The 15,218-nt window shown below is 55.6% G+C and carries 11 protein-coding genes; 8 read left to right on the top strand and 3 right to left on the bottom strand.

Annotated elements, in window-relative coordinates; translation table 11 throughout:
- Positions 1-40: 40 nt before the first annotated feature.
- The 6 genes from DI44_RS07615 to DI44_RS07640 all read left to right on the top strand — a co-directional run bounded on the left by DI44_RS07615 (position 41) and on the right by DI44_RS07640 (position 8,506).
- The gene (locus DI44_RS07615; protein ID WP_033025452.1) at positions 41-793 is read left to right on the top strand and encodes an alpha/beta fold hydrolase; all 753 of its coding nucleotides are present in this window, start codon (positions 41-43) and stop codon (positions 791-793) included.
- A 143-nt stretch (positions 794-936) separates the two neighbouring features.
- The gene (locus DI44_RS07620; protein WP_033025450.1) at positions 937-5,094 is read left to right on the top strand and encodes a bacteriocin-processing peptidase family protein; all 4,158 of its coding nucleotides are present in this window, start codon (positions 937-939) and stop codon (positions 5,092-5,094) included.
- Positions 5,095-5,175: 81 nt separating this feature from the next.
- Positions 5,176-5,445: a hypothetical protein gene (locus DI44_RS07625; protein WP_015374914.1), complete on the top strand. Its 270-nt coding sequence runs from the start codon at positions 5,176-5,178 to the stop codon at positions 5,443-5,445.
- Positions 5,446-5,487: 42 nt separating this feature from the next.
- Positions 5,488-6,237 carry a membrane protein insertase YidC gene (gene yidC, locus DI44_RS07630; protein WP_015374913.1) on the top strand — a complete coding sequence of 250 codons (750 nt, stop codon included), beginning with the start codon at positions 5,488-5,490 and terminating at the stop codon, positions 6,235-6,237.
- Positions 6,238-6,403: 166 nt separating this feature from the next.
- On the top strand, positions 6,404-6,955 hold the full coding sequence (locus DI44_RS07635) for an isochorismatase family cysteine hydrolase (protein WP_015374912.1): 552 nt from the start codon (positions 6,404-6,406) through the stop codon (positions 6,953-6,955).
- 81 nt (positions 6,956-7,036) lie between these two features.
- Complete coding sequence (locus DI44_RS07640) at positions 7,037-8,506, top strand: nicotinate phosphoribosyltransferase (RefSeq protein ID WP_033025449.1); 1,470 nt, start codon at positions 7,037-7,039, stop codon at positions 8,504-8,506.
- A 143-nt stretch (positions 8,507-8,649) separates the two neighbouring features.
- Here DI44_RS07640 and pepF read toward each other — a convergent pair whose 3' ends face one another.
- On the bottom strand, positions 8,650-10,506 hold the full coding sequence (gene pepF / locus DI44_RS07645; RefSeq protein WP_033025447.1) for an oligoendopeptidase F: 1,857 nt from the start codon (positions 10,504-10,506) through the stop codon (positions 8,650-8,652).
- A gap of 93 nt (positions 10,507-10,599) precedes the next feature.
- On the opposite strand from pepF, the gene DI44_RS07650 reads away from it, so the two are divergent.
- Entirely contained in the window at positions 10,600-11,490 is an 891-nt protein-coding gene (locus DI44_RS07650; protein ID WP_021322603.1) for an aldo/keto reductase family oxidoreductase, read from the top strand.
- Between the two features lie 12 nt (positions 11,491-11,502).
- A complete protein-coding gene (locus tag DI44_RS07655) occupies positions 11,503-13,659 on the top strand; it encodes a DNA topoisomerase III (RefSeq protein WP_033025446.1) in 2,157 nt (718 codons plus the stop codon).
- A gap of 75 nt (positions 13,660-13,734) precedes the next feature.
- Here the strand turns inward: DI44_RS07655 and DI44_RS07660 are convergent, their stop codons facing one another.
- Entirely contained in the window at positions 13,735-14,178 is a 444-nt protein-coding gene (locus DI44_RS07660) for a GNAT family N-acetyltransferase (RefSeq protein ID WP_014195907.1), read from the bottom strand.
- A 122-nt stretch (positions 14,179-14,300) separates the two neighbouring features.
- On the bottom strand, positions 14,301-15,182 hold the full coding sequence (locus DI44_RS07665; RefSeq protein WP_033025445.1) for a glycerophosphodiester phosphodiesterase family protein: 882 nt from the start codon (positions 15,180-15,182) through the stop codon (positions 14,301-14,303).
- Positions 15,183-15,218: the final 36 nt, after the last annotated feature.

Here is a 15,218-nt window from a genome sequence, read left to right as displayed (position 1 = left end):
GTGAGAGGAACGGATTTGACTAGATAAGGGGGAGAGGAAGATGAGCGAACAATATCCGGTGCTCTCGGGCGCCGAGCCGTTTTACGCCGAAAACGGGCCGGTCGGGGTGCTGCTCGTGCACGGATTCACCGGCACGCCCCACAGCATGCGCCCGCTCGCTGAGGCGTATGCGAAAGCCGGCTACACGGTCTGCCTGCCGCGCTTAAAAGGGCACGGAACGCATTATGAAGACATGGAGCGGACGACGTTCCACGACTGGATCGCCTCGGTCGAAGAAGGATATGAATGGCTGAAAAAACGATGCCAAACCATTTTTGTCACCGGTCTGTCCATGGGTGGGACGCTGACGCTTTATATGGCGGAACGTTACCCGTCCATCCGCGGCATCGTCTTGATCAATGCGGCGATTGACATTCCGGCCATTCGCGCTGGGATGGCGGCCGGGGGTGAGCTGCCGAGGTATCTGGATTCGATCGGTTCGGATTTGAAAAATCCGGATGTGAAAGAGCTGGCGTACGAGAAAACGCCGACGGCTTCGCTTCTTCAGCTGGCTAGGCTGATGGGGCAAGTGAAAGGCGAACTGGAACGTGTGACATGCCCGATTTTAATTTTCGTCTCGAACGAAGACCATGTCGTGCCGCCTGAGAACGCGGACATCATTTTTCGCGGCGTCCACTCGTCAGACAAAGAGATCGTTCGGCTGAAAAACAGCTATCATGTTGCGACACTTGATTACGACCAAACGACGATTATCGAACGATCGCTGGAATTTTTCGCTAAGCATGCGGATTGAGTGCGTCTGTTCTGAGCCTTGTCCTGTCAAAACAGGGCAGGGCAATTTTTGTTGTCGTTATTTTTCTAAAAAAATAGGTGGCTGTTTTCGACGGCTTGTTCTAAACTAATGATAGTGAAAATGATAAAGGAGCTTTCAGTTGCATGATGATGGAACAAATTTCGTTGCTTATTCAAGAAAAGAGAATAATAGAGGCTCTAAACAAAGTAAAACCGTATTTGGAAAACGTAGGATTATTCGAGTGGCGGCCGCTCATGGCTTCGTGGGACGAGATCGAACCGTTTCGGACGCTCATCCGCCTGTTCGATTACGCGCTTATGTACCGGCATAGCGGGCTTGTCGCTCGGTACGCCCATCGGAAGTTCAACACGCTGCAGACGCTCGCTTGGGTGTGCGATGAGTGGCTCGAGAACCGCCGGCCGCTCGATGTGGAAGAGGCGCTCACCCCGCGTCTTACAGAAGCGCTCGAAGGCCGGGTGGAGGAGCCGAGGGAAGCGATCGCCCGGGCGGCGTTTGCGTTGGTGCGCGCTTTATTGGATATGCAGCGGGTCGAGGAGGCGCGGGAATGGATGGATGTGGTTGCCCGCTATGAGACGGCGCCGATGCATGACAAATGGGGCTACTTTTATATCGAGACCGGCGACCGGAAAAACGCGGAACAGGCGATTCGCGCCGGTCTCGACGACTCGGAGCGCGGCGATATGTGCTATTTGCTTCTTGCCGATTTGTATGCGCTCGATGGCCGCCACCGCGAGGCGCTTGCCGTTTTGGAAGAAGGAAAGCAGCGTTTTCCGCAAGTGTTAGCGTTTTACGCTGAGCGCGTGCGCCGCCTGCGCGATGTGCGCGCCTACCGCGAGGCGCTCGCGGCGATGGAGGAGCTTGACCGTTTGAATCCGCTTCATATGCATCGCCGTTATTTTGCCCATTTGCGCGCCGAATTGTATTACCAGCTTGACGAATGGGAGAAGCTTGAATCGCTTGTGAAAGCGGAGCCGCAGCTTGAAAAAACGCCGTACGCCCGCGCGCTTGGGCAGCAAAGGAAACGGTCGGTGGTGCTGCCGCTTGTGCCGGTCGTGCAAAAGCATAACTATTGCGTGCCGGCAAGTTTGGAAATGATGCTTCGATTGCTTGGCTCCCCCCGTACGCAGGATGAAGTGGCCGAACATATTTTTGATGTGCGCGGATCGAAGCTGTCCACGACCGTACATTATTTGGAAGATCTTGGATTTGTTTGCCGCTTTTTCATCGGCACGCTGCCGCGCTGGAAGCGGCTCATTGATGAGGGCGTTCCGGTGCTGTTGAGCGTCGATTACGAACAGTCATCACACGTCCAAGTGCTGTTTGGCTATGACGAACGGCTTGGGGCGTTGTACGTGCAAGACCCGAATCTATTTGATCCGTTTGTCGTTTCCGAGGACGAGCTTGCCAAATGGTATGCAGGGACGCATTATTTGTCGATTGTGGCGCTTCCCCGGGAAAAAGCGGCGCTCGCCGCCGAGCTCCCCGAAGAGGAAGACCGCTATTTCCGCGAATTGCATGCGTTGGCCGAAAAGATGGATGAGGACGAGCAGGCGCATTTCGCCGTGTTTGTCGCCTTTTTGCACAAGCATGAGCACATCCCGTACACATGGCTGTATGTCATGAAGCATTTTAGCAGCGATGAGGCGAAGCCGCTTGTGTTGGATTACACCAGGCGCGTCTTGAGCGAGTATCCCGAACATAACGACTTGCTGCTGATGGCGGCGAAAGCGTACGTCTACACGCAAGAAATGGAGAAGGCCGAAGACGTTCTCAAACGGGTGAAAGGAAAGGCGCAAAGCCCGCTCTACCATTATTTGCGCGGCCGCATTGCCTTTTTTGCCAGCCGCTACGAAGAGGCGGCACGCTATTTTCGCACCTCGCTCCAGTTGGACCCAGATCAGCCGGAAGTGTGGAGCTATTTCGGGCTCGCCTCGGCGTACGCCGGTCATATCGAAAAAGGGCTCATCTCTTCGCGCGTGGCAGTCAGCCTGTATCCGGGGGATTTGTTTATCGAAACAAACCACGGTGTGCTGTTGTTCCACGCGAAGCGGTTCGCCGAAGCGCGCGCCTGGTTTGACCGCCTTGTGCGCCGCGAACGGCGGGATGCCCAGCTTTGGTATGAGCGGGCCCGCTGCGACATGGAGCTCGGCCGCCGGCGCAAGGCGGAACGCGGCTTTTGCGTCGCGAAAGCGCTCGACCCGCAGGAACCGCACCCGTATTTGATGTTGGCTGACTTGTATGATGACGACGGCGATCGAGAAAAAGCGAAAATGGTGCTGGAAGAGGGATTGGCGGCCGCCTGGCGGTTGGCGCCGCTTTACGTCCGCCTTGGCGATCTCTATATGGAGGAAGGAGAGGCGGAACAAGCGGTTTCGTGCTACGAAGAGGCGGTCCGTCATGACCGCGATGACGTGTTCGCCCATCTCGGCTTGGCGGCCGCCCTTGCAGAACGCGGGGATATGGATGAAGCGCGTCGATATGTGATCGAGCAGCGCGCCCGTTTTGCCAACAACAGCGAATATTGGCTCAATGCAGGCAAATGGCTCATCGCCCACGGTTTCGCTGATGAGGGGGAAGGACGCGAGACGGCGCTGTCGTGGTTGGAAGAAGGGTTGCGTCTGGCTGAGTTTGAGGCGGAAGAAGCGTACGAGTTTTACCTTGATCAGCTGGCAACGCCGTCTTTAGAGGAACGCGGCCGGGCGTTTTTAGAGCAGCTTGTCTCAGCTCGCCCGACACTCGTTTCGGCCCATTCCGCTCTCGGCGCCCTTTATGAACGGCAAGGACGGCCGTCGAAGGCTATGGATTTGTACCGCGAAGCTGCCGCCATGGGCCATGCGCTTTCCCGCTTTCGGCTCGCGGAGCTGTGCGCCTCACTTGGACGCCACGAAGAGGCGAAACAACAGTATGAGACGTGTCTCAAAGCCGATCCATCGTTTGTCCTTTGCCATTTTCGCTTAGCTGTGCTCTATGAGGCAGAAGGAAACGAAGAGCGGCAGCATACGCATTTGCTTCAGGCGGTCCGCCTTGCCCCGAAGCGTGTCGATATGGAGCAGCTTGCCGCGATTGCGGAGCCTTCAGCGCTTCTCCGCGCTTTGGCTGATGCCCGTCCGCATGCAGGGGAGGCGTGGTATTACGACAGTCTTGGATATGTCTATGGAGCGCTCGGACGCCGCGATCAAGAAAAGGCGGCGGTCGAGAAGGCGCTTGCTCTTGACCCGGATCACAGTGAAGTGCTTCGTCATTACGCGAATGTGCTTAGCCGGGAAGGACGCACAAAAGAGGCAATCAAGCTGCTCGAGCGGTTGATGGTGCGCCATCCCGACGATGAATCGTTGTATTCGGCATATGTCGCCTTATTCCCGAAAACGATGCGCGGCTTAGGGAAGCTGCGCCATCGACTCGAGCGGCTGAAGGCAAGCCGCGAGGCGAAAAGCGTGATGTATCGGAACACCGCCTCGGCTCTTTTCCCGTATTTTGGCGAGGAGCAGGGGGAGCATGACGAACCGGTGCGATGGTGGACAAAAGCGAAAGAATGGGTCGGCACCGTTGTCTTGTTTTCGATTGTGACCGATTTCTACGACGAAGCGATTCGCCTCAACCGCAGCGATGCGGAAGCCTACAGGCGGCTCGCCCGCTTATATGCCGCGCTCGAATTGGACAGCGATGCCGTGAAAACGTGGCGCAAAGCGCTCGCCCGCGTTTGGGATCCGTCTTTGGCGCAAGAATTTGTGGAATATTTATTGGCCGCCGATGAGGAAAGAAAACGCGAGGAAGCGAAGCGCTGGCTGGAGCGGCTGCTGGCTGATGACCCGGATGATGTCGACCTGCGCGTGTTGCAGGCGGTCGTTTGGCTTCAAGAAGGACAGCGCGAGAAAGCCGAGCGGCAGCTCGAGGAGATTGTGGCGGAAGAACCGCTCGCCCGTGAGGCGCTCATGTTGCTTGGCGAGCATTATATGGAAACGGGCCGCTATCAAGAAGCGGCGGCGCTTTGGGAGCGCTATGCTGATTGGTATCCTGAGGATGAAGAGTTCCATATGCAGCTTGCGGCTGTTTATGAAGAAGCGGGGCGCATCGATCAGGCGCTCGCGGCCATCGAGCGGTGCGTCCATATGGCCAACGATGCCCGGCTTCGCTACGAACGAGCCCGCTATCTCGCGCTGCTTGGACGCTTCGATGAGGCGAAAGAAGAGCTTCGGGCGGCGCTGGCGGCCGATGAAAGCGGGGAGCTGGCCGTCTTGGCAGCCGACGAGCCGGCATTTCACCGCTTGGAGCGGATGTGATCAATTGTTGCTTTTCTTTCGGTTGAAAGTTTGCTATTGTATGGAAAGAGAACAATCGACAGGCGAAAGGGAGGTGGACGCATGGAAGCGCCTATTGATTTGCTTGTGTATATGTCGCTTGTCGGCGCGCTATGGATCATCATGAAAGGACATACGAGCGCGCGCCGGATGGCAGGTTCGCTGTTTTATGAACCGGCGTTGGCCGCGGTTCGCGAGCATGAAGCAGAGGGAGGCGCCGAACGGGCGGCGCTTCCATGGCGCCCGCTGTTTTTGCCGCAACGGCGGAAAATTCCCGTTCGGGAACGGACAAGCCGAACGGATGAGGATGGAAGGCCCTTTCCTTTATGTTGAAACGGCATGATTTTGCAACATGATATTGAAGGAGGGCTTTTCATGAAAAAATGGGTATTGGTGCTGCTTGGCGCCGTTTTGCTTCTTGCCGGCTGCAACCGCAACGAACCGATCGACGAACATAGCCAAGGCATTTGGAACCATTATTTTGTCTATCCAATGTCGAAGCTTCTTTTGACGCTTGGGCACTGGTTTGGCGACAATTACGGCATCGCCATTATCGTGCTGACGCTCATCGTCCGCTTTTGCTTGCTGCCGCTCATTTTGAAGCAGTTCCGCGCATCGATCGCCATGCAAAAACTGCGCCCGGAGCTTATGAAGCTGCAAGAAAAATATAAAAGCAAAGACCCGGAAACGCAGCGCAAGCTCCAGCAAGAAATGATGCAGCTGTATCAAAAGCACGGCGTCAACCCGGCGAGCGGCTGCCTGCCGGTGCTCATTCAAATGCCGATTTTTATGGCGCTGTATTACGCGATTTCGCGGACGCAAGAAATTAAAACGCATTCGTTCTTATGGGTCGAGCTCGGCCATCGCGATCCGTATTTCATTTTGCCCGTTTTAGCGGCGTTGACGACGTTCATCTCGCTCCGCCTGTCGCCGTCGATGGCTGAAGAACAAATGCCGCAAATGGCGATGATGTCGTACATCATGCCGGTCATGATTTTTATCGGCGCCAGCTCCGTTCCATCGGCGCTGTCGCTCTATTGGGTCGTCGGCGGCTGCTTCTCGATCATCCAGTCGCTCATTTTGCGTGCTCAAATGAAAGCGGCCAAAGCGGCGGAAAACAGCTAAAACGACTTCGACAATCCCCTGTCTGCTTCAAAGCAGGCAGGGGATTTGTTGTCTTGTCTGCTGTCCATATTGCTATGGTATAATGGTAGAAAAGCCCAACAAGATGTAGGCGGGATGAAAAAACAGCAACCCGACCATGCAGGAAGAGGAAAAGGAGTGAACGGGAATGAACAAAGCGCTTATTAACATCGACTACACCGTCGATTTCATCGCCGATCATGGCGCGCTTACATGCGGGAAACCGGGGCAGGCGATTGAAAAAGAGCTCGTGCGGGTGACGAAACAGTTTATTGACAACGGTGATTTTGTCGTCTTTGCCATTGACAAGCATGTGGCAGGAGACGACTATCATCCGGAAACGAAGTTGTTTCCGCCGCATAACATTGAAGGGACGGAGGGGCGAAAGCTGTACGGGGAGCTCGAGGCGGTGTATCAGGGGAACAAGCATAAAAACAATGTGTATTGGATGGACAAAACGCGCTACAGCGCGTTCGCCGGGACCGATTTGGAGCTGAAATTGCGCGAGAGAGGCATCACGGAAGTGCATTTGGTCGGCTGCTGCACCGATATTTGCGTCCTCCATACGGCGGTCGATGCATACAATAAAGGCTTTCGCATCGTCGTCCACCGGCGGGCGGTCGCGAGCTTCGACGCGGCGGGACACGAATGGGCGCTCCGCCATTTTCGCCATACGCTAGGCGCAGAAATAGTGGAATAATGGAGAAAACATGATAGAATAGACGATGAACATTGTTTTATTCGGCGGCGCAGTCATTCGTATGTTGGAGGTTGCACATTCATGAAAAAATATGCCGATGACAGTTTGATGCTTCATACGGACTTATATCAAATCAACATGGTCGAGACGTATTGGGAAGATCGTATGCATGAGCGCCGCGCTGTGTTTGAAGTGTTTTTCCGCAAGCTGCCGTTTGGCAACGGCTATGCGGTGTTCGCTGGGTTGGAGCGTGTCATTCAGTTTTTGCAACAGTTCCGATTTTCTGACAGCGACATCGACTATTTGCGCCAAGAACTTGGTTACCGCGACGACTTTTTAGACTATTTGCGGACGCTTCGCTTCACCGGCACGGTCCGTTCGATGCGCGAAGGGGAAATCGTGTTCGCCAACGAACCGATTATGCGCATCGAGGCGCCGCTCGCCGAGGCGCAGCTCATCGAAACGGCTATTTTAAACATTATCAATTTCCAGACGCTCATCGCCACGAAAGCGTCGCGCATTAAGCATATTCTCGGGGATGAGCCGGCCTTGGAGTTCGGCAGCCGGCGGGCGCAGGAGATGGATGCGGCGCTTTGGGGCGCGCGCGCAGCGTATATCGGCGGGATTGAGGCGACATCAAACGTGCGTGCCGGGAAGCTGTTTGGCATTCCGGTCGCCGGAACGCACGCCCATTCAATGATTCAAGCGTATCAGGATGAATACACGGCCTTTTTGAAGTATGCACGCCGCCATAAAGACTGTGTCTTTCTTGTCGATACGTACGATACGTTGAAGTCGGGGGTGCCAAACGCCATTCGCGTCGCGAAGGAGCTGGGCGACCAAATCAACTTTATCGGCATCCGCATCGACAGCGGCGATTTGGCCTATTTGTCGAAAGAAGCGCGGAAAATGCTCGATGAAGCCGGATTTCCGAACGCGAAAATTTTCGCCTCGAACGATTTGGATGAAGATACGATTTTAAACTTGAAGTCGCAAGGGGCGAAAATCGATGTGTGGGGGATCGGCACAAAGCTCATTACGGCGTACGATCAGCCAGCGCTCGGCGCCGTGTACAAAATGGTGGCGATTGAAAACGAACGCGGTGAGATGGTCGATACAATCAAAATCAGCGGCAATCCAGAGAAAGTGACGACGCCGGGGCTGAAGCGGGTGTACCGCATCGTCAACAAAATCAACCATAAAGCGGAAGGCGACTACATCGCCTTAGAGAGCGAAAACCCGCAGCAAGAAGAGCGGCTGAAAATGTTCCATCCGGTGTACACGTTCATCAGCAAATTCGTCACCAATTTCGAAGCGCGTGACTTGCATGTGACGATCTTCGACAACGGCCGGCTGGTGTATACGTCGCCGCCGCTTCCGGACATTCAAGCGTACGCAAAAGAAAGCTTGCGCTTGTTTTGGGAGGAGTACAAACGGACGCTCAATCCCGAGCAATATCCCGTCGATTTGAGCCAAGCGTGTTGGGACAATAAGATGGAAAACATCCGCAAGGTGAAAGAAAAAATTGCCGGCGCATCTTTAAGTGAATAACCGTCTTGGCTGCGGGGCAAGCGCATGGTGTCGCTTTGTGCGCGATCGACCGCCTTAACCGGTCCCGCGCGTTGCAACGCAAAGCGATATTCTTTTTTCCGCCGCAATAACAAAGGTGTCCCGAACGGCGCGGGACACCTCTTTCATGTAGACCGCTGACGGTTTTGGCTTGGCAGCTGTCGATCGAGTTCGTCAACGAGTTCGGCGAAATGACCTAAGACCCGCTCGATCGGTTCGGGGCTTGTCATATCCACTCCGGCTCGCTTGAGCAGACGGATCGGATCATCGGATGCGCCGGAGCGCAAAAATTGTTTGTACCGCTTCACCGCCTTGCCGCTTGTATCGGTTTGGATGTCGCTCACAATGGTGTACGACGCCGCGAGCGAAGTGGCATATTTGTATACATAAAAGGCGTCATAAAAATGCGGAATGCGCAGCCAGCCGCGCGCGGCGCCGGGATCGGCGGCGTACGCCGGGCCGTAATACGTTTTGAGCAAGCCAAGCCAAAGCTGGTTCAGTTCGTCCGCTGTCAGACTGCCGCCTTGGCGCACTTTGTCATGAATCATCCGTTCAAATTCGGAATACATCACTTGCGTGTACAACGTGCCGCGGATTTGCTCGATTTGTTCGACGAGCAGGCGGAGTTTTTCTTCTTTTGTTTTCGCCTGTTTGTATAAATAATCGAGCATGAGCCATTCGTTTGCGGTCGAGGCGACTTCGGCGGTGAAAATCGAATGGCCGGCATAATGGTACGGCTGCGCGCGGTTCGTGTAGACGGAATGCATGGCGTGCCCAAGCTCGTGGGCCATCGTCAATACGCCATCAAGCGAACCGTTGTAATTGAGCAAGATGAACGGATGGGTGTCATACGCTCCCGTGTTGTAGCCGCCGGTATATTTTTTCGGGCGCGGGAAGACATCAAGCCATCGCTCTTGAAACGCTCGGTGCACCTGTTTGATATAGTCGGCGCCGAGCGGCTTGAGCCCTTCGACAATGAACGTTTTCGCTGTTTCAACTGGGATCGATTTCGCCGTTTCGCCGACAAGCGGCACGTACAAATCATAGCTGTGAACGCGGTCAAGCCCGAGCGCGCGCCGCCGCAATTCGATATAGCGGTGCAGCGCCGGCAAATGGCGGCGGATGGCGGCGATTAAGTTGTCGAACACTTCCTTCGGGACATCGTCGGCGGCCAGCGCGGCGGCCAGGCCGGATGGATAGCGGCGCACGTTCGCATACAATTCATCCGCTTTGACCGAGGCGTACAGCGTCGCGGCTGCGGTTTGTTCCATGGCTTCATAACTTTTGGCTTTCGCTTCAAACGCCGCCTTTCGATAGCGGCGGTCTGGGTGCTCGAGCATGGCGGCGTATTGGTCGTCGGTCAATGTCACTGTCTTTCCGTTCGGCATCGTGACAGATGGCGGCTCGTAATCGCCGCGGGCGGCGTGGTCATAAATGTTCTCTGCTTCGCCGAGCGCCGGCGATAGTTTCGCGAGCAGCTGTTCTTCGCGTTTCGTGAGCGTATGCGGCTTTTGCTCACGCAACTCATGGAAGTAATAGCGGTACGCTTTCAGCGGTTTGCTTTTTTGGAGCTTCCTGAGCGTCCGCTCTGGGAGGGCGAGCAGTTCCGGCTCGATAAACGCTGTTTTCGCCGCATATTGGGCGGCGAGCGCTTCCACTTTTGCCCCGAGCCGGGCCGCCGTTTCATCTTCAATGTTGATATCGCGTTTTAAATGGGCGTAAAGCGACAGTTTTTCGAGCTTGCGGGCCGTTTGTTCGTTTAGGGCGAACAGTTTGGCGATCGTCTTCGCATCGTCAAGCTTCCCTTCAAACGCCGCCAGTTTCGGCAAGGCGTTTTTCACCGCCTTGTAGTCGCGCATCCATTCGTGTTCGGATGGGTAAATGTCGGCCACATTCCATTCGTATGCAGTTTCGGCGGCTGATGTCGGCCATGGGGAGGCCAAAAGAAGCACGGCGGCGAGCCCAAGAAGCCAGCGCTTCATATCATCACGTCCTTTCCGTTTTTTCCTCTTGTTGGTAGTATGCGCAAGCGGAACGATTTTAGCCAAAACCAAAAAAAGAAAGGGAGACGATCAATGGAACGAATCCGTTTAGCGGACGATTTGACTTTTTCCCGCCTCATTCACGGCTGTTGGCGGCTTGCGGACTGGGGCTATTCGCGCGAGCAGCTGCTCGGGCTCATTGAATTTTGTCTTGAGCGCGGCATTACGACGTTTGACCATGCTGATATTTACGGCGACTACACGTGTGAATCGCGCTTTGGCGAAGCGCTGGCGTTAAAGCCAAGCTTGCGCGGTCAGATCGAGATTGTGACGAAATGCGGCATCAAGCTGCCGTCAAAATACGGGATGAAATTATATGATACAAGCAAAACCCATATCATCGCCTCGGTCGAGCAGTCGCTCGCCAATTTCCGCACGGATTATATCGATGTCTTGCTCATTCATCGTCCGGATCCGTTCATGAATCCAGAAGAGGTGGCCGAGGCGTTTTGCCAGCTGAAACAGGACGGAAAAGTGCGCTATTTCGGCGTCTCGAACTTTAAACGTTCGCAGTGGGAAATGCTTCAGTCGTATTTGCCGTTTCCGCTCGTGACCAACCAAATCGAAGTATCGGCGTATCGGTTGGAAAATCTTGAAGACGGCACAGTTGACCTTTGCCTTGAGAAGCGCGTTCCGCCAATGGTATGGTCGCCGCTCGCCGGTGGAGCGATTTTTTCCGCTGACGATGACCGGGCGGTGCGGCTGCGCGGGACGCTTGAACAAGTGCGAGGCGAAGTGGGCGCTGAGACGATCGACGAAGTGCTGTACGCGTGGCTCCTCGTTCATCCAGCGCGGATGATGCCGATTGTCGGCTCGGGGAAACAAGAACGCATCGAGCGGGCGGTGCGGGCGCTGTCTTTGTCGCTTTCCCGCGAGCAATGGTTCGCCATTTTGCAAAGCTCCATGGGGCATGATGTGCCGTAAGGGGAAAGGACGATGAAAGTCATTATCGCGGAAAAGCCGGACCAAGGGGCGACGCTCGCCTCGATTTTTCGGACAAAAAAACGGCAAGGCTATATCGAAATTTTGCCGAATGACTTGTTTCCCAACGGGGCGTATATGACATGGGCGATCGGGCATTTGTTCCAGCTCGCAGCTCCTGAGCGGTACCGCCCCGAGTGGAAACGGTGGACGCTCAACACGTTGCCGATCATCCCGGAACGGTTCGAGTATGAGATCGAAAAAGCGAAGGCGAAACAGTTTCAAGTGGTCAAGGAACTGTTGCGAAAGCCGGAAGTGACGGAAATCATCCATGCCGGCGACGCGGGGCGCGAAGGGGAGCTCATTGTGCGCAACCTCATCCGCCTAAGCGGCGTGAACAAGCCGATGAAGCGGCTTTGGCTGTCGTCCTTGACCCCGAAGGCGATCGAGGAAGGGTTCCGCCGCCTGCTTGATGAACGGACGACGCGCCCGCTCTATGAGGAAGCGTACGCCCGCGCCTGCGCTGATTGGCTCGTCGGCATGAACGCCTCGCGCGTGTACAGCCTCTTGCTGAAAGAGCGCGGGATGAATGATGTGTTTTCCGTCGGACGCGTGCAGACGCCGACATTGGCGCTGATCGTCCGGCGTGAGCGGGAAATTGAGCAGTTCCGCCCTGAACCGTTTTGGGAAGTCGTCGCCTCGTTTGTCATTGGCGACAAGCGTTATGAAGGAAAATGGACGGATAAAAACGGCCAAACGCGCCTCAAGGACGAGGAGATGGCGAAAAAGATCGCTGCCTTTTGCCAAGGAAAACGAGCGGAAGTCGCCGACGTCCGCACGGAGCGGAAAACGTATCAGCCGCCCCTGTTGTTCAACTTATCGACGCTGCAGGCGACAGCGAACAAGTTGTACCGCTTCTCGCCGAAAAAGACGCTTGATGTGCTGCAGTCGCTCTACCAAAAAGGGATCGTTTCGTATCCTCGTTCCGATTCGATGCATGTGACGAAAGGGGAAGCGGAAACGTTTCCCGCCATTTTGCAAAAGCTGTCCTCGTTTCCGGCGTACGCTTCGTATTTTCCGCTGCCGCAGCCGTCGATTTTACAGAATAAACGTTATGTAAACGAGAAAAAGGTGACGGACCATTACGCCATTATCCCGACCGAGCAAGTGGTGGATCCCGAGAAGCTGTCAGCCGACGAACGGAAGGTGTACGATTTGGTCGTCCGCCGCCTAATTGCCGCCCACCACCAGGCGGCGGTCATCGATTATACGACCGTCACGACGCTCGTTGACGGTCGGGCTCGCTTCGTTTCGAAAGGAAGGCAGGTCGTCGAGGAAGGATGGCGCGCGGTCATCCGCCCGCATGAGGAGGAGAAAGATGCTGCGCTGCCTCCCCTTGAGCGAGGGGAGGCGGGGAAAGCGGCCGCTGTAAAGGTGAAAGAAGGGAAGACCGAGCCGCCGAAACGGTATACAGAAGGCGAACTCATCACCTTGATGAAAACGGCGGGAAAATTTTTGGACGATGAGGAACTGGAAAAAGTGCTCGCCAAAACGGAAGGGCTTGGCACGGAAGCAACAAGGGCGGCGATCATTACCATGCTGAAAGAGCGGAAGTATATTGAAGTGAAAAAGAACCTCGTGTACGCGACCGACAAGGCGAAAGTGTTGATCGAGGCGCTTGGCGGCACGATCCTCGCCTCGCCGGAAATGACGGCGAAATGGGAGCAGCGCTTAAGCGAAATCGGCGAAGGGAGCGCCTCGCCCGCCGCCTTTATGGAACAGGTGAAAAAGTTGGCGCAAAAAGTGGTCGCTGACGCCATCGCCGCCGCGCCGAATTGGAATTTCAGAGGGGTTGACACCGCCTCAATCCAGCGGACAAGGAAGAAAAAAACGATGGGCGAGAAGCTTGGGCCGTGCCCGCTTTGCGGCGGGACCGTCATCGACAAAGGAACGTTGTACGGTTGCGACCAGTACGCGAAAACAAAATGCTCGTTTACGATCTCCAAACGCATTCTCGGCAAATCGATTTCGGCGGCGAATGTGAAAAAGCTGCTGGCGCAAGGGAAAACAAATGTCATAAAAGGGTTTAAAAAAGGCGGGAAAACGTTTGACGCCATACTCGTTTGGGATGAAAACGAGAAGAAATTGTCGTTTCAGTTTCCGAAGCGGTGACGAAGGCAACAGGCGTTGGGGGACGGGAGGTTTGGCGAAAAGGCGGACCGATGGCGGCCCGCCTTTTTTTGCCCTTTACTCCGTTCGCGGCTCTTGAATCCGCTCCATCAACCGCTCCGGCTCGCTCGGCGCGGCAAAGCCGAACTGCCTGTACAGCCCGTGCGCGTCTTTGGTCGCGAGCATCACCTTGCGGACAGCGGCGACATCAGGATGGGCGAGCACGCATGATAACAGCCATTTCCCGAGACCTTGCCCACGGTATGCTTCATCGATGAACACGTCGCACAGATAGGCGAACGTCGCCCGGTCGGTGATGACGCGCGCCATGCCAATTTGCCTGTCGCCGTGAAAAAGGGAAAAGCAGAGCGAATGGTCAAGCGATTTGAGGATCGTTTCGCGGCTGCGCTCATTCGCCCAATACGAGCGGGCAAGGAAGTCAAACACGCGCTCAAGCTGGACGCGGCGGCGGTCCGTCGTCACGGTAAATGGGCCGTTTTCGTAATCGATGATCGTCCACATGATCTGGCCTCCTTTTTCTCAAATGATACACCGAATCGGGTCAAATGGGAACGATTTTCGTTTTTATTAACCGTAATAACATTATGTAAAGAATGAGTTCCCCCTGGCTCCCTGAAGGCGGGTCAATGACGGGGCAAACGACGGCAGGCGGCAATGCGGCCAGGGCGGTCTGGATAATCGGTGAACACACCGTCCACGCCCATGGCGCATAGGCGAGCGAGATCGTGTGGTTCATTGACGGTATAGACGTGAACCATGAGCCCGCGGCCATGGGCGGCGCGCACCCACTCTTCGGTGACGGCTGAGAGCGGCAAGCCGATGCCATCGGCATAGACGGCGATTTGTTGCAGCAGCTCGTCGCGGCCGCTGTGCGCTTCCTTCTCGCCGACCAATTGAATGAGCCGAATGCCGTGCGGGATGAGCGGCCGGAGCGCTTGCAAGCTTTCCGGGTGGAACGATTGAAACATGACGCGGCGCTGTTGCAGGAAACCGTGTTTTTTCAATAGATGGACGACCGCCTCTTCGATGCCGGGCTGTTTCGTTTCGATGTACAACGGGGCTTCCACACGCTCCGCTTTCAGCATCTGAATCACCTCATCAAGCGTCGGGATGCGCTCGCCGGCAAAGCGTGGATGAAACCACGACCCGGCATCCAGCCGCCTCAGTTCAGCGAACGAAAAATCATTTACCCGCCACGGAGCACGGCGCGGATAGACCGTTTCGGCATTTGTCGTCCGGGCGAGCGTCGCATCATGCAGGGCAACGAGCTTCCCGTCTTTCGTTGACCGCACATCGACTTCGATATAATCGGCATTCATGCGGGCGGCGAGGCGGTAGGATGAGAGCGTATGCTCCGGCGCGTATCCGGACGCGCCGCGGTGGGCGATGACGGCGGTTTTCGGCTGGCTGGATGGCTGCCAGGCAGCCGCGGCCGCTAAGACGATCGGCAACGATAACAAAAACAATGTGCAAAGATAGAAGCGAAAAACCGTGATCCGGCGCATATACATCTCTCCCCTTCCAGTTATCATATCGGGAAA

It is taken from the genome of Geobacillus sp. CAMR5420, assembly GCF_000691465.1.
GTDB lineage: Bacteria > Bacillota > Bacilli > Bacillales > Anoxybacillaceae > Geobacillus > Geobacillus thermoleovorans.
The sequence above is the reverse complement of the archived record's forward strand: the minus strand, read 5'-3'. Positions and strand labels throughout refer to the sequence as shown.